The organism is Acuticoccus kandeliae, assembly GCF_003073115.1.
This window is the reverse complement of record NZ_QBBV01000002.1, coordinates 1297164-1314652: the sequence shown is the minus strand read 5'-3', so window position 1 is coordinate 1314652 and position 17489 is coordinate 1297164. Positions and strand designations below refer to the sequence as shown.

General features: G+C 68.1%; 19 protein-coding genes. 8 read left to right on the top strand and 11 right to left on the bottom strand.

Going from position 1 to position 17489, the window contains the following annotated elements; all coding sequences use genetic code 11:
- Positions 1-8 precede the first annotated feature (8 nt).
- From DBV35_RS18795 to DBV35_RS18785, 3 genes are read left to right on the top strand one after another with little or no spacing between them, the layout of a single operon-like run.
- Positions 9-1298 (top strand): TRAP transporter large permease, encoded by a 1290-nt coding sequence (locus DBV35_RS18795; protein ID WP_108661818.1) that lies wholly within the window; start codon positions 9-11, stop codon positions 1296-1298.
- A complete protein-coding gene (locus DBV35_RS18790) occupies positions 1295-1789 on the top strand; it encodes a TRAP transporter small permease (RefSeq protein ID WP_108661817.1) in 495 nt (164 codons plus the stop codon). Before DBV35_RS18795 ends, DBV35_RS18790 begins: the two co-directional genes overlap by 4 nt.
- A gap of 9 nt (positions 1790-1798) precedes the next feature.
- Entirely contained in the window at positions 1799-2125 is a 327-nt protein-coding gene (locus DBV35_RS18785) for an NIPSNAP family protein (RefSeq protein ID WP_108661816.1), read from the top strand.
- A gap of 45 nt (positions 2126-2170) precedes the next feature.
- On the opposite strand, the gene DBV35_RS18780 is transcribed toward DBV35_RS18785, so the two are convergent.
- From DBV35_RS18780 to DBV35_RS18735, 10 genes are all read right to left on the bottom strand, one after another.
- Positions 2171-3400, bottom strand: a complete 1230-nt coding sequence (locus DBV35_RS18780; RefSeq protein ID WP_108661815.1) for a PQQ-dependent sugar dehydrogenase — start codon at positions 3398-3400, stop codon at positions 2171-2173.
- Between the two features lie 128 nt (positions 3401-3528).
- Complete coding sequence (locus tag DBV35_RS30300) at positions 3529-4014, bottom strand: hypothetical protein (protein ID WP_108661814.1); 486 nt, start codon at positions 4012-4014, stop codon at positions 3529-3531.
- Positions 4011-5561, bottom strand: coding sequence for a tripartite tricarboxylate transporter permease (locus tag DBV35_RS18770; protein ID WP_108661813.1), 1551 nt, complete (start codon positions 5559-5561; stop codon positions 4011-4013). The genes DBV35_RS30300 and DBV35_RS18770 overlap by 4 nt, the downstream gene beginning before the upstream one ends.
- A gap of 7 nt (positions 5562-5568) precedes the next feature.
- Positions 5569-6366 carry a maleate cis-trans isomerase family protein gene (locus DBV35_RS18765; protein ID WP_108661812.1) on the bottom strand — a complete coding sequence of 266 codons (798 nt, stop codon included), beginning with the start codon at positions 6364-6366 and terminating at the stop codon, positions 5569-5571.
- A 1-nt stretch (position 6367) separates the two neighbouring features.
- Complete coding sequence (locus DBV35_RS18760; RefSeq protein ID WP_157961848.1) at positions 6368-7342, bottom strand: tripartite tricarboxylate transporter substrate binding protein; 975 nt, start codon at positions 7340-7342, stop codon at positions 6368-6370.
- 87 nt (positions 7343-7429) lie between these two features.
- Positions 7430-8149 carry a maleate cis-trans isomerase family protein gene (locus DBV35_RS18755; RefSeq protein ID WP_108661810.1) on the bottom strand — a complete coding sequence of 240 codons (720 nt, stop codon included), beginning with the start codon at positions 8147-8149 and terminating at the stop codon, positions 7430-7432.
- Positions 8146-9639, bottom strand: coding sequence for a tripartite tricarboxylate transporter permease (locus DBV35_RS18750; protein WP_108661809.1), 1494 nt, complete (start codon positions 9637-9639; stop codon positions 8146-8148). The genes DBV35_RS18755 and DBV35_RS18750 overlap by 4 nt, the downstream gene beginning before the upstream one ends.
- 5 nt (positions 9640-9644) lie before the next feature.
- Positions 9645-10166: a tripartite tricarboxylate transporter TctB family protein gene (locus DBV35_RS18745; RefSeq protein WP_108661808.1), complete on the bottom strand. Its 522-nt coding sequence runs from the start codon at positions 10164-10166 to the stop codon at positions 9645-9647.
- A 1-nt stretch (position 10167) separates the two neighbouring features.
- A complete protein-coding gene (locus DBV35_RS18740; RefSeq protein WP_108661807.1) occupies positions 10168-11151 on the bottom strand; it encodes a tripartite tricarboxylate transporter substrate binding protein in 984 nt (327 codons plus the stop codon).
- A 119-nt stretch (positions 11152-11270) separates the two neighbouring features.
- Complete coding sequence (locus tag DBV35_RS18735) at positions 11271-11624, bottom strand: cupin domain-containing protein (protein WP_108661806.1); 354 nt, start codon at positions 11622-11624, stop codon at positions 11271-11273.
- A gap of 209 nt (positions 11625-11833) precedes the next feature.
- Here DBV35_RS18735 and DBV35_RS18730 point away from each other — a divergent pair, with 209 nt between their 5' ends.
- From DBV35_RS18730 to bfr, 3 genes are all read left to right on the top strand, one after another.
- The gene (locus tag DBV35_RS18730; RefSeq protein ID WP_170134981.1) at positions 11834-12871 is read left to right on the top strand and encodes a LysR family transcriptional regulator; all 1038 of its coding nucleotides are present in this window, start codon (positions 11834-11836) and stop codon (positions 12869-12871) included.
- A 329-nt stretch (positions 12872-13200) separates the two neighbouring features.
- Positions 13201-13452, top strand: coding sequence for a (2Fe-2S)-binding protein (locus DBV35_RS18725; protein WP_108661804.1), 252 nt, complete (start codon positions 13201-13203; stop codon positions 13450-13452).
- A gap of 156 nt (positions 13453-13608) precedes the next feature.
- Positions 13609-14094, top strand: coding sequence for a bacterioferritin (bfr, locus tag DBV35_RS18720; RefSeq protein WP_108661803.1), 486 nt, complete (start codon positions 13609-13611; stop codon positions 14092-14094).
- 91 nt (positions 14095-14185) lie between these two features.
- Here bfr and DBV35_RS18715 read toward each other — a convergent pair whose 3' ends face one another.
- Positions 14186-15214: a GlxA family transcriptional regulator gene (locus tag DBV35_RS18715; protein ID WP_108661802.1), complete on the bottom strand. Its 1029-nt coding sequence runs from the start codon at positions 15212-15214 to the stop codon at positions 14186-14188.
- A gap of 212 nt (positions 15215-15426) precedes the next feature.
- Here DBV35_RS18715 and DBV35_RS18710 point away from each other — a divergent pair, with 212 nt between their 5' ends.
- Both DBV35_RS18710 and DBV35_RS18705 read left to right on the top strand, forming a co-directional pair.
- A complete protein-coding gene (locus DBV35_RS18710; protein ID WP_108661801.1) occupies positions 15427-16383 on the top strand; it encodes a dihydrodipicolinate synthase family protein in 957 nt (318 codons plus the stop codon).
- A gap of 93 nt (positions 16384-16476) precedes the next feature.
- Positions 16477-17484 (top strand): ABC transporter substrate-binding protein, encoded by a 1008-nt coding sequence (locus DBV35_RS18705; protein ID WP_108661800.1) that lies wholly within the window; start codon positions 16477-16479, stop codon positions 17482-17484.
- The last annotated feature ends 5 nt before the right edge of the window (positions 17485-17489 follow it).

The following is a 17489-nucleotide window of genomic DNA, read 5'->3' as shown; positions in this document are numbered from 1 at the left end:
CGCCCGCCATGCTCGCTTTCATCATCCTCGGGACGCTCGTCCTCCTGATTGCGATCGGCGTGCCGGTCGCCGTCGCGCTGGGGCTCACGGCGTCGGGCTTCTACATCCTCTCGGGCGACTGGCACCTCCTCGCCATGCTGCCCCAGCGGATGTTCTCGGCGACGACCGCCTTCACGCTCCTCGCGATCCCCTTCTTCATCCTCGCCGGCAACCTCATGAACACCGGCGGCATCACGGAGCGGATCTTCCGCTTCGCCAACGCCTGTGTCGGTCACATTCGCGGCGGCCTCGGCCAGGTGAACGTGATCGCGAGCCTCATCTTCTCCGGGATGTCCGGCGCGGCGGTGGCCGACGCCGCGGGCCTCGGCCAGGTGGAGCTGAAGGCGATGAAGGATCGCGGATATGATCCGGAATTCTCCGCCGCGATCACCGCCGCCTCGTCCACGATCGGGCCGGTCTTCCCGCCCTCGATCCCGTTCGTCCTCTATTCCTCGATCACGGGCGTCTCGGTCGCGAAGCTCTTCCTCGCGGGCGTCGTGCCGGGCCTCCTGATGGCGCTCGCGCTGATGGCGGCGGTCTGGTTCGTCTCCTGGCGCACCGCGATGCCGCGCGAGGAGCGGGCCTCGTTCGGCGAGGTCTTCCGCAGCTTCGCCGATTCCGCGCTCTCCCTCTTCACGCCCGTCATCATCATCGGCGGCATCTTCGGCGGGATCTTCACCCCGACCGAGGCGGGGGTCGCGGCGTGCGCCTACGCGCTCGTCCTGTCGATGTTCGTCTATCGCGAGCTGAAGCCCTCGGACCTGCCACGCATCCTGTGGTTCACGCTCCTTCACACCATCCGCGTGATGTTCGTGATCGCGGCGGCGGGCTTCTTCGGGTGGCTCCTCGTCCACCAGCGGGTGCCGAACGCGCTGATCGAGGGGCTCCTCGGCGTCTCGTCCGACCCGGCGATCATCCTCGGCATCATCGTCGTGATCCTCCTGGTGCTCGGCATGTTCCTGGAGGGGATCGCGGTCATCGTCCTCACGGTGCCGCTCTTCCTGCCGGTGATCACCAAGCTCGGCATCGACCCGGTGCAGTTCGGCGTGATCATGATCATGTGCTCGATGGTCGGGCTGCTGACGCCGCCGGTCGGGATGGTCCTCTTCGCCGTGTCCAGCGTGTCGGGCCTCTCGGTCGCGCGGTTGTCGCGGGCGCTGTGGCCCTATCTCATCGGGCTGATGGTGGTGCTCCTCCTCGTCACCTACTGGCCGCTGGTCTCGATCTGGCTGCCGAACCTCGTGATGGGGCCGTCATGACGGAGACGTTGCGCACCTGCGACCGGGTCCTCGGCTTCGTGCTGCGCGCGGTGCCGGTGCTGTGCCTCTCGGCGCTGTTCGTGATCCTCTTCGCGAACATCATCTCGCGCTACTTCCAGCTCTGGTCGCTCGCCTGGTTCGACGAGATCGTGGAGACGCTCTTTGCCTATCTCGTCTTCATCGGCGCCGCGGCGCTGTGGCGGGAGGGGGAGCATTTCCGCGTCGACTGGGTGGAGAGCGCGCTGCATGGGCGGGCGCGGGCGCTCCTGCGCCTCCTCGTCTCGCTCCTGTCGCTCGCCTTTCTCATCATCATGACGATCAAGGGCTATGATCTCGCGGTGCGCAGCCGCGCGGTGACGCCGATTCTCGGCTATCCGACGGCCTACGTGTACGCCGCGATCCCGATCTCGGGCGCGATCATGCTGATCTACAGCCTCTTCGATGTCGCGCGCGAGGTGCGCGGCGTCCTCCACCCCGCTCCAACATCCTGAAAGTCAGACATGCTGTTCGACCATCGCACCTACACCTGCCGCCCCGGCACCATCAAGAAGCACCTGGCGCTCTACGCCGAGCACGGCTTCGCGGTGCAGACCAAGCATCTCGGCCAGCCGATCCTCTACGCGGCGACCGAGACGGGCGACGTGAACACCTACGTCCACGTCTGGGTCTACGAGAATGCGGGCGACCGCGAGACGAAGCGCGCCGGCCTCCAGGCCGACCCCGCCTGGCAGTCCTATCTCCAGAAGAGCGCGGAGGCGGGCTACCTGATCGGCCAGGTCAACAAGCTGATGGCGCCCGTCCCCTTCGTCACCCACACGAAGCCCTGAGCGCGCGTCCGCCGGCGCGCGCGCCGCGCCGGCGGACGGGTTCATTCACTCGGCGGGCGTCACCCGGATCAGCGCGCCGTTCTCCGCGTCCGTCAGGAGGTGGATCGACCCGTCGCGCGCGACGGCGACATCGCGCACCCGGCCGATCCCGTCGAGATAGCGCGCCTCGCCCGAGACGCGCCCGTCTTCGAGCGTCAGGCGGACGAGGTTGCCGCTGCGCAGCCCGCCGATGAGGATGCTCCCCTCCCACTCGGGGAAGAGGTCGCCCTCGTAAAAGGCCATGCCACTCGGCGCGATCACCGGATCCCAATAGTAGACCGGCTGCTCCATCCCGGCCTTCTCGGTGATGCCTTCGCCGATCGGCCGGCCGCTATAGTCGAGCCCGTAGGTGATGATCGGCCAGCCATAGTTGCGGCCGGCTTCCGGCCGGTTCAGCTCGTCGCCGCCGCGCGGGCCGTGCTCGACGGTCCAGAGCGCGCCGTCCGGGGCGAGCGCGGCCGATTGCAGATTGCGGTGGCCGTAGGACCAGATCTCCGGCCGTCCGCCCTCGATCGCCGGGTTGCCCTCAGCCGCCCCGCCGTCCGGATCGATGCGCACGACCTTGCCGAGATCGGTCGAAACGTCCTGCGCGAGCTGGCGCGGCTCCGGAAGCGAGCGATCGCCGGTGGTGATGAAGAGCGCGCCCTCGTCGTCGAAGACGAGGCGGGAACCGAAATGGGCGGAGGAGCGCCAGGCCGGCTCCTGGCGGAAGACGACGCGCACGTCGGTCATCTGCGTGCCGTCGGGCGACAGGGTGCCGGTCGCGACGGCGGTGGCGTTGGTCCCCGAGCCGCGCGGCTCGGCATAGCTCCACCACACGCGGCGCGTCTCGGCGAAATCATCGTTGACCACGACGTCGAGGAGGCCGCCCTGCCGCTCGGCCATCACCTCCGGGAGGCCCGCGATCGGGTCAGACACGGCGCCTTCGGCGGAGACGAGGCGCATCCGCCCCGGCTTCTCCGTCACGAGCCACGTCCCGTCCGGCAATTCGTCCATCCCCCAGGGGTTCACGAAGCCGTCGGCGAGGGTGGTCGTCTCGAGCGCGATATCGTCCGCGATGATCGGCGCGCGGGTTTGGCCGGGGAAGGCGGGGCGCTGGTCCGGCGCGTTGGGGGGCGCGGCGTTGAAATCCTGCGCGAAGGCGGGCGCGGCGGCGAAAAGCGCTGCGCCCGTGAGGGCCAGGACGGCCGTCCGGCGCTTGGCCGGGGCGGAGGGCGGGAGGAACGCGGGAGCCATGGGTGCCTCTGTCGGTTGGATGCAATGACATCCGATCGGCGGTGCGCCGTTCGGCGGGCCTCGACAGAGAGAGTTAGGGACGCACCCCGGCGAGACACCGAGGCGCGGTGTCTCACCGGGGCGGATGGTCAGAGCGGCGGCGGGATCGAGCCGCCGATGAAGCCCGGCACAACCTCCACCATGGCGCCGCGCCACAAGGTCAGCCCCAGCGTCCAGCCGAAGGCGAACGGCAGGAGCGCGCCGAAGGCAAGCGCGAGGATTGCGGCGCGCCCGGTGCCGAAACCGCAGACGAAGCGCCACGTGGCGAAGAGGAAGAGGGTGAAGCCCGCGACGAAGCCGACCCAGTAGGAGACGAGGACGAGGAGCCCCGCGAAGGCGGCGACCGAGACGACGACCGGACGCGCGGGAGGGTTCTCGCGGCGCAAGGCGGCCACGATGTCGCGCCCGAGCGCGAGCCCCTGGAAGAGGAGCGTCAGCAGCAGGACGACGATGACGAACCAGCCGCCGCGATACTTCCCGCCGAGCGTCGTCGACAGGAAGAGGAGGAGGAGGGCGAGCTGCGCCGCGCCGAAGAGGATCCGGCCGTCGGTGAGGCGGGCGAGGGCCGCGCTCATGCCGCCCCGCCCGCGCGCGCACCGGCGCCGCGCTTCACCATGCGGACCGCGCACCAGACCGTCGCGATCACCGTGCCGACGGCGAGGGCGAGGGAGATCGGTCCCGTCACGAAGATCACCGGGTCGCCGAGGCTGCTCTGGAGCGCGAGGTAGAAGTTGAACTCCATCACCCCGCCGAGGACGAAGCCGATCACGACGCCGATCACCGGATAGCCGAAGAGCTTCTGGAGATAGCCGAGGAGACCGAAGCCGATGACGAGGGCGACGTCCCAGAAATTCTCGCGGATCGCGTAGACCGACACCATCGAGGCGCACAGCACGATCGGCGCGACGAGGAGCGGGTCGACGCGCGGCAGGCGCGAGAGGCCGGGCGCCGCGACGGCGGTGAAGATCGAGTTGAGGATGTTGGAGAAGAGGAGGCCGAAGATGAGCGCCCAGGCGATGGCGCCGTTGGTCTCGAGGAAGCTCGGACCGGGGCGCAGCCCATGGAGCTGCCAGGCGGCGAGGAGGAGCGCCATGTCCGCGCTGCCGGGGATGCCGAAGAGGAGGGTCGGCAGCAGCGCGCCGCCGTCCTTGGCGTTGGTGGCCGCCTCCGTCGCGATCAGCCCCTCGACCGAGCCCTTGCCGAACTCCTCCGGGTTCTTCGAGGAGGCGAGCGCGGCGTTGTAGGACATGAACTGGGCGACCGTGCCGCCGACGCCGGGGATCGCGCCGACGAAGGTGCCGATGGCGGAGGAGCGGATGAACAGCCACGGCCGGCGGAGGGGCTCGACGAGGCCCTCGCGCAGCTGCGTGCGCCGCTCCGCCTTGTCCGGCGCCGGCGGCAGCGGATCGCGTTCGTGCGCGGCTTGCCGCATCCGCACCCCGGCGACCAGCGTGCCGAACGCCTCGCTCACCACGAGGAGGCCGATCACGACCACGACGAGGTTCAGCCCCTCATAGAGGTAGAGGCTGTCGAAGGTGAAGCGCGGCACGGGGAGGCCCGGCCCACCGAGCCCGACGATCGCGAGGATCACGCCGAGGCCGACCGTGACGAGCCCCTTCGCCGGGTCGCCGTTGACGGCGAGGACGAGGGTCACGAGCCCGAAGGTCGCGATCCAGAAGATCTCCGCCGGGCCGAACTTGAGGAGGAGCGGCAGGAAGACCGGGAGCGCGGCGACGAGCGCCACGACGCCGAAGACCGCGCCCGCCCCCGATGCGCTCGCGGAGAGGGCGAGCGCGTAGATCGCGCGGCCTTTCTTGGTGAGCGGGTAGCCCTCCAGCATCGTCGCCGCGTTCTGCGCGGTGCCCGGCATGTTGAGGAGGATCGAGGTGATCGCCCCGCCATTGCCGGCCGAGCCGATCACCCCGGCGAAGAAATACATCGAGAGGATCGGGTCCCAATAATAGGAGACCGGCAGGAAGACCGAGAGCGCCGTGACGGACTGGAGGCCGGGGACGATGCCGAAGCCGAGGCCTACGACGGTCCCGGCGACGATCATGAAGAGGACGTCCGGCCGCACGAGCTGGCTGAGGCCGGCGATCATCGGGTCTGCGAAGAACTCCATCCCGTCCTCAGCCGGCGACGGTCGAGGCGCGGAGCGTGTCGAGGAGGCGGCCGTGCCCCGCCGCGATGTCGGTGATCCCGAGCGCGCGGAAGGCCTGCCAATAGTCGGCCTGGTTCTGCGCGATGACGGGGATCGCGAACTCGGCCTCCAGCGGCAGGACGCAGTCGAAGGCGGGAAGCTGGCCGGAGGGGAGGAAGAGAAGCTCCGTCTGCGGCGCCTCCGCCATCACCTCGCGCGCGGCGGCGATCATCTCCGGCACGCCGACATTCTGGAGATTGTCGAACCGCGTGCGCACGGTACGCAGCGCCGTCACCTCATAGCCCTCGGCCTCCACATAGGTGGTGAGCTGGCCGTTCAGCACCTCGTGGAAGGGGGTGACGAGGCCGATCCGCTTCGCGCCCATCGCAGCGAAGGAATCTAGGGCCGAGCGGATGGTGGTCGTCACCGGGCAGCGGGCGAACGGGCGCATCCGCTCGATGAGGACCCGGTCGAAGCCCGGCCCCTGCGAAACGACGAGCGGGGAAGCGACGTGGATCAGGTAGTCGACCTCGCGCTCGCCGAGATATTGGCAGGCCTTGTCGACCTGGGAGAGGGCGTTCTCGTACTGGTCCGCCGCCCACCCCTCCATGAGGCAGGTGACGCCGCACAGGACGACGCCCGGCGGGGCGAGGCGGTAGAAGTCGTAGGGAAGCACCTCGAGCACGGTCGGGCTGATCATGCCGATCCGTGCGCGATGGCCGAAGGGCAACGCCGTGGAGGCGTTGCCGATCAGCGGCGCCGGCGTGGGCGAGCCGGATTCGGGCATGTCAGTTGAAGGCCTCGTTGATCAATTCGCTCTGCGCCTTCACCGCGCCGAACGCCTTGTTCAGGCCATCGGCATAGGCCTCGCTGAACTCGAAATTGTTGTCCAGATTGCCCTCGCTGATGAAGGCTTTCCAGCGCGGATCCTCCTGCGCCTTCGTGAGCGCGTCGCGCAGGATCTTGGCGCGGTCGGCCGGAAGGCCCGGCGGGGCGAAGACGGCGCGGTAGACGGTGAGGGCGCCGAGCTCGGGGATGCCGATGTCGGTGAGAGAGGGGACGTCCGGCACGCGCTCGTCACGCTCGGCCGCCCAGACAACGATCGGCGTGACCGCACCGCTCGCGATGTGGTCCTGCCACAGGTTCACGCCGACCGAGCCGATATCGATGTCGCCGCGCACGGCCGCGAGCGCCACCTCGGGCGGACCGGCGGTGTTCACGAAGGAGATGTTGAAGCCCTTCTCCGCACCGAGCATCGCGCACTGCACGGCGCCGGCCGAGAGGCCGCCGAAGGTGCCGCAGCGGATCGGCTTGCCGGCGGCGGCGAGGTCCTCGAGGCTCTTCATGCCGGCGGCGGTGGAGGCGACGAGGAGCTGGTTGCCGGAGGCGAACTGGCCGATCCAGGTGAAGTCCGCGACCTCGTAGGGCAGCGGCTGGACGATGCTGATGCCGATCTGGCCGGTCGGGTCGCCGACGCCGATGGTGGTGCCGTCGGGCTTCGCCGAGAAGACCTGGAGCCAGCCGTTGGCGCCGGGGACGTTCTTCACGACGACGGGCACGCCGAGAATGTCCTGCAGCACCGGCGCGACGGCGCGCGAGTAGGTCGACATGTTCGACCCCTGCGAATAGGGGACGACGATCGTGATCGGCTCACTCGGGAAGTCCTGTGCCGTCGCCGGGAGGGTGGCGGCGGCGAGGGCGAAGCCGCCGCCGGCGAGGAGCGCAACGGCCCCGCGTCTCGTGAAGTCGGTCAAGCGTCTCATCTCGATCTCCTGTCCTGCGGTCACATCATGCGGCCCCGCGAGCGGTCCGCGTCGAAGGGCCGGCGGAGGAGGCCGCCGGACCGAATCTCAGGTCCGTGCGAGCCGGCCGAATTTGTCCGGCGGCAGCGCCACGCCGAAATGGCGCGCGAGGGCGCAGATCACGGACTGGTTGGTGGTCACGACCGGCCGCCCCGTCTCGCGCTCGATCGTCTCGACGAGGGGGAGGCAGCGCATGTTGCCGCCCGGCAGCATGATGAGCTCGGCCTCCGGCACCGCCGCGCGGATCGCGAGGTCGACGATCACGTCGTCGGCGAGGGCGGCGATGGAGAAATTGTCGGTCATGCCGAGCGAGGCGACGCCCACGACCTCGATGCCGAAGGTGGCGAGATAGCGCGCCCCGGCGTCCATGACGGCCCCCGCGAAGGGCACGGCGAGCGCGACGCGGGTCGCGCCGAGCCGCTGCACCGCCTCCGCCATCACCGCGCCGGCCGGGAAGCCGGGCGCGCCGGCCGCCGACGCGATGCGCGCGCGCACCGCCTCGTCATAGGCCGAGCCGCCGATGAAGCTCGCCGCGCTCTGGCACAGCACCACCCCGTCCGGGTGCGCGTCCGACAGGAGCCCGCACGCCGCGTCGATCGCCGCGTTCTGGCTCTCGAAGCCCTGCTGCGTCACCTCCGTCATCGGCAGGCGCGCGAAGTGCCAGGTGAAGCCTTCGGGGCCGAAGCGGTAGAACTCGCTCTCGATCGTCGTGTTCGAGGAGGGGATGAGGAGGCCGATGCGCTTCGGCGTGCCGGGATGGTTGGTCATGCTTGGGCCTCACGGCGCAGGAGGCGGCCGGCGAGGAGCGGGAGGACGATCGTCGCGACCGCGAGGGCGAGGAGGGCGAGCGCGATCGGCTTCTGCAGGAAGATCTCCGGCCCGCCGATCATCATGCTGCGGAAGAAGTTCTCCTCCAGCGTGCGCCCGAGGATCAGCGCGAGGAGGAGGGCGACCGGCGAGTAGCCGAGTTTCTTGATGTAGAAGCCGAGCACCCCGAACACCGCCATGACGTGCACGTCGAACAGGAACTGGCGCGAGGTGAAGATGCCGACGATGCACATGAGGAAGATGATCGGCAGGAGCACCTTCAGCGAGACGCTGACGACGCGCGCGATGACCGAGGCGAGCGGCAGGCAGATGAGGAGAAGGAGGAGGACGCAGAAGAGGAGCCCCCAGCCGATCGCCGCCGCCTCCGTGCCGTAATTGGTGTAGAAGCCCGGCCCCGGCCGGATGCCCTGGAGCATCAGCGCCGCGAGCGCGACGACGGCGACGGGGCTCCCCGGAATGCCGAGCGTGAAGGTCGGGAGCAGCGCGCCGGGCACGACCGAGTTGTTCGCGGTGTCCGTCGCGAGGAGGCCCTCGACGCTCCCCTTGCCGAATTGTTCCGGATGGCGGGACCACTGGCGCGCCTGGCCGTAGCTGATGACGCTCGCGGCCGAGCCGCCCGCGCCCGGCACGATGCCGATGAGAAGGCCGATGATCGCCGAGCGCACGATGGTGACGGGATAGGTGAGCGCCATGCGGATGCCGCGCAGTGGGCCGGCGAGGCCCGAAGGTGGATGCGCCGCGATCGTCTTGAGGTGGGCGCGGCTCGCAAGGCTCAGGATCTCAGAGAAGCCGAAGAGGCCGAGGAGGACCGGCAGGAGCGGCAGCGAATCGTAGAGTTCGAGGAGCCCGAAATGGGCGCGCGGGACGCCCTCATAAAGGTCGAGGCCGGTGGTCGCGATGAGGAGGCCGAGGAGCACCGAGGCGACGCCTTTCACGACGTCGCGGCCGGTGAAGGAGGCGACCGCGCTGAGGCCGAAGACGCCGAGCATGAACACCTCGGGCGAGCCGAACTTGTTCGCGAGCCCGCCGATCATGGGGCCGAGGAACATGAAGACGAGCGCGCCGAGGCCGGTGCCGATCGCGGAGGCGGCGACCGAGATGCCGATCGCCTCGCCCGACTGGCCGCGCAGCGCCATCGGGTGGCCCTCGAAGGCCGTCGCCGTGGTGCCGGGGGTGCCCGGCATGTTGAGGAGGATCGCGGGATATGAGCCCGACGCCTCCGAGGCGACATAGCCGCCGGTGATGAAGAAGATCGCCGGCCACACGTCGAGATAGATGGTGAAGGGCAGCACGATCGCGAGGAAGGTGCTCTCGATGAGGCCGGGGATCGCGCCGACGATGATGCCGCTCGTGAAGCCGAGGAGGAGCCAGCCGATATTCTCGGGCCGAAGCGCGAGTTGGAGACTGTCGAGGAGGACGGCTGGATCCATGAGGCTCAGTAACCGAAGGGCAGGGTGAGGAAGGGGAAGCGCGTCAGCGACAGCCCCAGGACGTGGAGGAGAAGCGTCGTCACGGCGAGCGCGGAAAGGGCCGCCGCCGCCGCGCTCTTCACCCAGCCGATCCCCGAGACGAGGCGGATCGCGATCAGCATCGCGAGGAAGAGGGCGGCGAGGAAGCCGAGGCGCGTCGCCGCGAAGGGGAAGCAGAAGGCGGTGATGGCGAGGATCGCCCCGCGCAACCGGATGAGGCGCTCGGCGAAGGTCTGGGGCGCGGGCCGCGCGGTCTTCACCGGTGCCTGGCGCAGCGTGCGCCAGGCGATGAGGGCGAGCATCACGACGAGCGCGGCGACGAGGATCAGCGGATAGCCCGTGCTGTGGAAAGGCAGGTCCGCCACCTGCACCACATAGGCGGCGCAGTAGGCGAGGATGACGCCGACGAAAACGAGTTCCTCGGTGCGCGAAGCCCCGGACGGGGTCGGAGCGGCCTCGGGTGCGGTGTCGCCGGCGTCAGCGCTCATCTCAGATCTCGATCGACTTCAACTGCTCAATGAAGTCGGCCTCGATCGCGCTCAGCTCCTCCGGACTCGTATATTTCAGCGAGGCCGGCTGGAATTGCAGGTCGATCAGCGCCTTCTGCGTCGCCTCGGAGGTGTAGGTCTCGCGGTAGGCGTCGACGAGATATTGGTAGACCTCCGGGTTCTCGTCGCGAACCTTCGCCGACACGCAATAGGCGGTCGGGTGGAGGAGGGTGAGCGCCTGCTCGGGGAACATCTCGTAGACGGTCGGCGCATCGATCACGTCCGGGATCGGGTTCTCCTTGTCGAAGACGCAGAGGCAGCGCAGCCCGTCATAGTTCGCCGAGGCGTCGTAGAGGCCGGTCCAGACGATGTCGGTCTCGCCGCTCATCGCCGCCTGCCGGCTCGGGCCGCCGCCATTGTAGGGCACGAACTGGGTCTCGATGCCCATCCGCTTGTCGAAGATGACGCCGCTGATGTGGTACATCGCGCGCAGCGCCGCGACCGCGGCGGTGATCTTTTGCGTCTTCGCGGCCTCGACCACCTGGGTCATCGATTCCCACTTGGAATCCTTGCCGGTGAAGACGGCGATCGGGCCGTTCCACATCGTGCCGAGATAGGCGAAGGAGCCGAAGCCGAAGCCCTGCGGCTTTCCGAGCGCGATCGACACGTTCATGCTCGACACCGCGATCACGCCGAGCGTGTAGCCGTCGGCCGGCGCGTTCACGATCGTCGTCGCGGAGAGGACGCCGCCGGCGCCCGGCTTGAACTCGGGAATGATCGGCTGCCCGGTGATGCGCGTCCATTCCGGGGTGATCGCGCGGGTGAAGCGGTCATGACCGCCGCCCGGCGCCGCGTCGACGATCGCCGTGAAGGGCTTCGTCGGAAAATCCGCGGCGCGCGCGAACTCGGGCCTCAGCCCCAAAAGCGCCGCCCCACCCAGACCGACGCCACCCGCGACGACCGAACGCCGAGAAAGGTTCGTCATGACACCCTCCGTGATTTGCCGCAGCCAGAGTGGCCTTCACCTGCGACAAGGAGGAATATCCTTCGGGGAATATCTGATATCAGCGTGCGCCGTGCGGGCGCCGGCGGCCTCGTTTGCGCTCAGAGATAATATTGGCTCTCGAAGAAGATGCAGCCGTTGCGGCTGTAGAAGGGGCCGTGGGGCGTGCCGGGCGGGCGGCAGGCATAGGCCGCGCCCTGGAGCGACAGGCCGTCGACCTCGAGGTCGCCTTCGACGAGGTAGAACTCTTCCCAATAGTCGTGGACGAAGGTGTTGTCGTTCAGCGTGCCGGGGCGGAATCGGATGAGGCGCGTGCGTCCGCCGGCCTTTGCGACCTCGTCGAGACTGTTCGTAAGCATCTTCTGCTCGACGCCGTCCGGCGTGCCCGGCACCGGCTCCCACCCGTCGAGAAGGTCGATGGGCTGGCAGGGGACGGCGGGTCTTGCAAGCGACATGTCGGTTCTCCTCACCGCCGCCCGATCAGCCGGGCGCGAAGGACGGACCGCCGCGGACGACGAGCCATGGCGCAAGAATTGCAAGATTCCCGCACGTTCTCGCCGAGGCGCCGCCCAGACTACGTTCGGTCACGAGAATATTCGCGCCCGTGCAACCTGGGATGAGGTCTCTTCGCGATAGCAGGTATGCCACGCCGGGAGTTCGGGCCATGGAATTGAAGCAGCTTGAGTATTTTCGCGCCGTGGCGAATGCGGGCGGCTTCTCGCAGGCCTCGGCCGAATTGATGGTGGTGCAGCCGGCCCTCAGCCGGCAGATCGCCCGGCTGGAGGAGGAGGTCGGCGCCAAGCTCTTCTATCGCAACGGGCGCGGCGTCACGCTGACGGACGCGGGCACGCGCTTCCTCCAGGTGGTGGCGCGCACGCTCGACGATCTCACAACCGTCCGGCGCGAATTGCGCGCCGAGCAGGCCGCCCCGCGCGGGACGGTGCGGCTCGGGATGCCGCCATCGGTCAGCGGGATGATCGGCGCCTCGCTCCTCATGCGGATGCGGCGCGCCTATCCCGAGATCAAGCTCCACATCATGGACGGGCTATCGGGCCACATCTGCGACTGGATGATCGCGGGCAAGATCGATGTCGGCATCATTCACGAGGCGCGCCAGTCGAGCGGGCTCATCATCGAGCATCTCCTGTCGGAATCGCTCTACGTGGTGGGGCGGCCCGCGCCGGAGCTCGGCCTTCCCTCGCCGCAGGGCACGCTCGGCACCATCAGCCTCGCCGACATCGCGCGCCTTCCCCTCGTCCTCCAGGGCCAGACCCACGGGATGCGCCGCCTCATCGACCGTGTCGCGGCGGAGGAGGGGGTCGGCCTCAACATCGACATGGAGATCGACGCGATCGCGACGATCATCCGCCTCGTCCAGTGCGAGCCGCTCTACGGGATCGTGCCGATCGGCTGCGCGCTCGACCAGCTCTATGACGGAAATCTGTGCGCCTGGCGTATCGTCCACCCGACGCTCACCAACGTGATGCTGCTCGCGACCGCGCCCAACACGCCCTTCACCCCGGCGATGCGCGAGGTGCGCAAGGCGATCCAGAGTGAAATCGCGGCGCTGCGCACAAATCGCGCGCTCTCGGCCGAGCCCTATTCGCTGACGGGCCTTGCGGCGGTGTCGCTGATGGAAGCATCGCAAGAGGCTCCGGAGCGTCTTCGGGATGTTGTCGAGGTCAGGGCAAATATTCCTTGACCTGGCCCCTGATCCTCGTCTTATTGGGGCAATCCGGGCGCGCCAGTTTAGTTCGATTCCAAGAAATCCGGCGCTTTTCTGGAATTACTATAAATATATATTCCTAATTGTCACTTGCGCACCGCTCCGTCCCCGGCTACCTACCATGAGCACAGCCGAGGACGAGCCAGTTGAGCCACCCCGAAATGCAGCGTTGGGAACGGAAGGGCGCCCGCCAGACGGGTGGTCTCGCGTCCATCGTGCGCGGCGTTCGGTGTGGGGATGCGGCCCGTTCGGTCCCGCACGCCGGGCCGGCTGTCGCCGTTCGAGTTCGCGCTTAGGCCTCCTTCATGATCGTCTGCCACTGCAACGTCATCAAGCGGAACGAGATCCGGGACTCGGTGCGCCGGATCCTCGCCGAGGACCCGTCCGGCCGGCTCGAACCGCAATACATCTACCGCGAACTCCAGAAGCGCGGCCGCTGCTGCTCCTGCTTCCCGACCGTGAACGCCATCGTCGAGGAACTCTTCGCGGAATCCATGAAGGACATGGACCCCGTGTCCCTCAGCGCCATCGGCGAGCGGATCTCGAAGGACGCCTGAGCCGGCCGTCCGGTCGCTGCGTCATTTTGCGCCGTGCGCGCAAATTTTGCACAGACTGAACGCCGCCGCCGAATTTGAATTCCTCTAAAAAAGCTATTGACGACCCGCCCCACACCGCCCATCACACCTATATAGTTTGCTGGCGAAGAGGCTGTGATGAAGGGAAGTCAACGCGTGATCGAGCGCCTGAACCAGGCGCTCTTTCTGGAGCTCGGCGCGGTCAACCAATATTGGCTCCACTACCGCCTCTGTGAGGATTGGGGTTTCGGCAAGCTTGCCGCAAAGGAGCGGGCCGAATCCATCGAGGAGATGCAACACGCCGACAAGCTGGTGGAAAGGATCATCTTCCTCGAAGGCCATCCGAACCTCCAGACCCTCGCCCCGCTGCGCATCGGCACCAACATCCGCGAAGTGCTCGAGGCGGATCTGGCCGGTGAGTACGAGGCGCAGAAGACCTACACCGAGTCGCGCGAGATCTGCGCGGCCGAGCGGGACTATGTCTCCAAGGAGCTGTTCGACGAGCTTCTGAAGGACGAGGAAGGCCATATCGACTTCCTCGAGACGCAGATCGCGCTCCTCGACAAGATCGGCGAGGAACGCTACGCGCTCCTCAATGCGAAGTCGGCCGACGAGGCCGAGTGAGGCGCCAGCGCCGGCCTCGCGCCGGCGCGACCTCTGCCGCGATCCCCAGAGCCCGCCGCCTCGCGCCGCGGGCTTTTTTCGTGTCCGCCCGTCAGCCGGGGCGCGTCTCGGCGCGGGAGATCAGGCGGTGGATCTCGGGGCGCACGGCGAGGCTCTGCCGCTCGCGCAGCGCGGCGCGGAAGGCGCGCGGGGTCTGCCCGAACTGCGCCTTGAAGACGCGCGAGAAGACGGCCGGGTAGGAGAAGCCGCACGCGGTCGCGACGTCCTTGATGGAGTGCTCCTCGTAGAAGAGGAGGTTGCGGGCGGCCTGGAGGCGGATCTTCAGATAGAGCCGCATCGGCGACTGGCCGAAGGTGCGCCCGCAGATGCGCGTGATCGTGCGGGCCGACACGTCGAGCGCTTCGGCGAGATCGTCGAGGGTGAGGGGGAAGTCGAGATTCTTCTCCATCACCGAGATCATCCGCGCGGAGAGGCGGTTCTCCTCCGTCTCCAGAAAGCCGTCGAGGCGCTGGGCGGTGGTCGCCTCGCGCCGCGTGTGGACGAGCGCGTTCGCGACCTCGTTGGCGAGCGCCTCGCCATCGAACCGGGCGATGAGGTCGAGGATGAGGTCGAGCGTCGCGACGCCGCCCGCGCAGTGCACCGTCTTCGCCTCCACGAGATAGATCCGGTTGCGCGGCACCGCCGTCGGGAAGCGCTCCATGAAGGTCGGCACCGCCTCCCAGTGGAGGACGATGTCCGCCCCCTCGCGCGTGCCGAGGAGGCCGGCCTGGGCGAGCGCGAAGGCGCCGGTGTCGACACCCCCCACGATGGTCCCGAAGCGTGCGGCCGCGCGCAGCGCGCCGAGGAGGCGCTGGGTGTTGCGCTGGGTCGGCAGGTTGCCCTCGAAGACGAGGCAGACGTCCGCCACCGGCATCTCGGCAAGGCTCGTGTCGGCCGCGAACCACATCCCGTTGCTCGCCCGCACCGCGTCCCCCGTCTCCGACACGAAGGACCAGCGGAACACCTCGCGGCCTGAATTCTGGTTCGCGATCCGAAGCGCGTCGCTCGCGAGGATCAGCGCGTTGAGGGGGAATTCGGGCTGCAGGATGAAGTTGAACTGAGGGCAGGCGGTCTCGTACATCGTCGCCTCGGCGTTCGTTTCTGGCCGAAACTGTAAAATCTCTGTCCGAAATGATCAATCAATGCGCCGGATGTGAGGTGACACTTCGGACATCAGGCGGCGCGGCGGTTTCCTCCGGTGCCTGAGTGAACTGCCAAGATACGAATGCGACGACAGCGGCCACGCGACAGCGTGTGGGCGAACGCGGCTCTGTGCGCGGCGAAGGGGGATCTGTGGGCGTCGAGACACTCAAGACAGCGTTGGAAGGATGCTACGTCACGATCCCGACGCCGTTCTCCGACGTCGAGGGTCTGCCAGTCGACGAGGCGGCGCTGCGCACCTACGTGCGCTTCCTGATCGATGCCGGCCTCACCCGCGATTATGCGACCTTCCTCGCCGGCGGCGCGGCGGGGGATTTCTCCACGATGAGCTTCGAGGAGCGCGTCCGCGTCGCCGAGGTGGTCGTCGACGAGGTGGCCGGCCGCGTGCCGATCGCGATGGGCGCGCAGACGACGAGCACGCTGGAGCTCGTCCGCCTCGCCCGCGCTGCCAAGCGCGTCGGCGCGTCCTTCATCCAGGTCTCGTGCCCCTTCTACTTCACCCACACCGAGGATGACTTCGAGGAGTTCGTGCGCACCGCCGCCGAGGCGGAGCCGGACCTTGGGATCATCGTCTACAACACCTTCTGGACGAGCCAGAACCTCTCCTTCCAGATGGTCGAGCGGCTCGCCGAGATCCCGAACATTGTCGGCCTCAAATGGGCGACCCCGCGCACCGACGCGATGGAGTTCGAGGACGTCACCTCCCGCTTCTCGGAGCGCTTCACCATCATCGACAACAACCTCTTCTTCGCCTTCAGCGCGATGCCGGCGCTCGGCGCGCGGGCGTTCGAGGTCCACAATTGCAACTTCTGGCCCGAGTGGGGGATCAAGCTGATCGACGAGGTGCGCGCCGCGAACTACCCCGAGATCGCGCGCATGCTCGTCGACGAGGCGATGCCCTTCTACAAGCTGTGGGTCAGCATCGAGAAGAACTTCACCAGCGGCGACGGCTATCTCGACAAGCTGTGCATGGAATTGATCGGCCTCCCGTCGAGCCGATGCCGGCCGCCCACCCGCGACATTCGCCCGGTCTACCGGGACGAGGCGCGCGCCATGCTGCGAGCGATCGGAGCCCCGCGCGTGACATGAGGTGGCGCGGCGCATCCTGTGCCGCCCATCGCCCCAACCCAACCCGCCAGGGCAGCCCGCTGTCTGCTGGCACAGCCGAGAGGAGATACGACGATGAGTTTCGTGAAATGCGTCCGCATCACAGCCGTGTCGGCGGCTGCCCTTGCTGCCATGGCGACCGCGTCCTTCGCCCAGGATGACGTCAGGCTGCGGCTCAACTGGATGTATTACGGCTCCCACGCCGGCTTCGCGCTCGGCAAGGATAGCGGCTTCTACAAGGATGCCGGCATCAACCTCGACATCCGCTCCGGCAACGGGTCGAGCTCGGCCCACCGCCTCGTCGCCAACGGCGACAGCGACTTCGCCTACGGCTCGTGCGGCGCGCTCGTGACGCTTGCCTCGCAAGGGGCGCCGATCGTCTCGGTCGCGGTGATCGACGCGATGGGCACCGAGGCGATCATCGTGCGGCCCGACGCCGGGGTGAAGGAGATCGCCGACCTCAAGGGCAAGACGATCCTCACCACCGCGAACGCCGGCGTGAACACCTTCTTCCCGATCGTGCTCAAGAATGCCGGGCTGTCGGCGGACGACGTCCACATCGTCAACGTGCCGGACGGCGCGCTCGTCTCCAGCTACCTGCAGGGCGCGGGCGGCGCGGTCGGGATGCTCGGCGGCCTCGACGACAAGCCGGCCGAGATCAAGGCGAACGGCGGCGACACGCCGGTGACCTTCCCCTACTCGGATTTCGGCGTGAACCAGGTCGGCTACTGCATCTCGACCAACACGGCGACGCTTGCCGAGAATCCCGACCTCGTGAAGCGCTTCGTCGAGGCGACGGTGAAGTCCTACAAGGCGGCGGAGGCGGATCCGGACGCGGCGGTCGCGGCGATGGCCGACATTGTCGGCGGCACGATGGCCGAGGAGGAGGGCAAGGCGCAGGCCCGCTCCGTGCTCGATGTCACGCTCGGCGTCCTCTACTCGAACGCCAACAAGGACAAGGTCCTCGGCCTCAACGTGGAGTCGGATTGGAACGACATGGTCGCGCTCATGAAGGAGTATAACGACCTCGATCCGGACGCGGACCCGACGACCTTCTACACCAACGAATTCGTCGCCGACTGAGCGCT

Excerpts from the sequence above, each read along its gene's own strand:
- DBV35_RS18750 (WP_108661809.1), bottom strand. The coding sequence starts at position 9,639 with ATGGATCCAGCCGTCCTCCTCGACAGTCTCCAACTCGCGCTTCGGCCC.
- DBV35_RS18730 (WP_170134981.1), top strand. The coding sequence starts at position 11,834 with ATGGAATTGAAGCAGCTTGAGTATTTTCGCGCCGTGGCGAATGCGGGC.
- DBV35_RS18735 (WP_108661806.1), bottom strand. The coding sequence starts at position 11,624 with ATGTCGCTTGCAAGACCCGCCGTCCCCTGCCAGCCCATCGACCTTCTC.
- bfr (WP_108661803.1), top strand. The coding sequence starts at position 13,609 with ATGAAGGGAAGTCAACGCGTGATCGAGCGCCTGAACCAGGCGCTCTTT.
- DBV35_RS18715 (WP_108661802.1), bottom strand. The coding sequence starts at position 15,214 with ATGTACGAGACCGCCTGCCCTCAGTTCAACTTCATCCTGCAGCCCGAA.
- DBV35_RS18725 (WP_108661804.1), top strand. The coding sequence starts at position 13,201 with ATGATCGTCTGCCACTGCAACGTCATCAAGCGGAACGAGATCCGGGAC.
- DBV35_RS18760 (WP_157961848.1), bottom strand. The coding sequence starts at position 7,342 with ATGAGACGCTTGACCGACTTCACGAGACGCGGGGCCGTTGCGCTCCTC.
- DBV35_RS18790 (WP_108661817.1), top strand. The coding sequence starts at position 1,295 with ATGACGGAGACGTTGCGCACCTGCGACCGGGTCCTCGGCTTCGTGCTG.
- DBV35_RS18745 (WP_108661808.1), bottom strand. The coding sequence starts at position 10,166 with ATGAGCGCTGACGCCGGCGACACCGCACCCGAGGCCGCTCCGACCCCG.
- DBV35_RS30300 (WP_108661814.1), bottom strand. The coding sequence starts at position 4,014 with ATGAGCGCGGCCCTCGCCCGCCTCACCGACGGCCGGATCCTCTTCGGC.
- DBV35_RS18785 (WP_108661816.1), top strand. The coding sequence starts at position 1,799 with ATGCTGTTCGACCATCGCACCTACACCTGCCGCCCCGGCACCATCAAG.
- DBV35_RS18755 (WP_108661810.1), bottom strand. The coding sequence starts at position 8,149 with ATGACCAACCATCCCGGCACGCCGAAGCGCATCGGCCTCCTCATCCCC.
- DBV35_RS18795 (WP_108661818.1), top strand. The coding sequence starts at position 9 with ATGCTCGCTTTCATCATCCTCGGGACGCTCGTCCTCCTGATTGCGATC.
- DBV35_RS18780 (WP_108661815.1), bottom strand. The coding sequence starts at position 3,400 with ATGGCTCCCGCGTTCCTCCCGCCCTCCGCCCCGGCCAAGCGCCGGACG.
- DBV35_RS18705 (WP_108661800.1), top strand. The coding sequence starts at position 16,477 with ATGAGTTTCGTGAAATGCGTCCGCATCACAGCCGTGTCGGCGGCTGCC.
- DBV35_RS18770 (WP_108661813.1), bottom strand. The coding sequence starts at position 5,561 with ATGGAGTTCTTCGCAGACCCGATGATCGCCGGCCTCAGCCAGCTCGTG.
- DBV35_RS18740 (WP_108661807.1), bottom strand. The coding sequence starts at position 11,151 with ATGACGAACCTTTCTCGGCGTTCGGTCGTCGCGGGTGGCGTCGGTCTG.
- DBV35_RS18765 (WP_108661812.1), bottom strand. The coding sequence starts at position 6,366 with ATGCCCGAATCCGGCTCGCCCACGCCGGCGCCGCTGATCGGCAACGCC.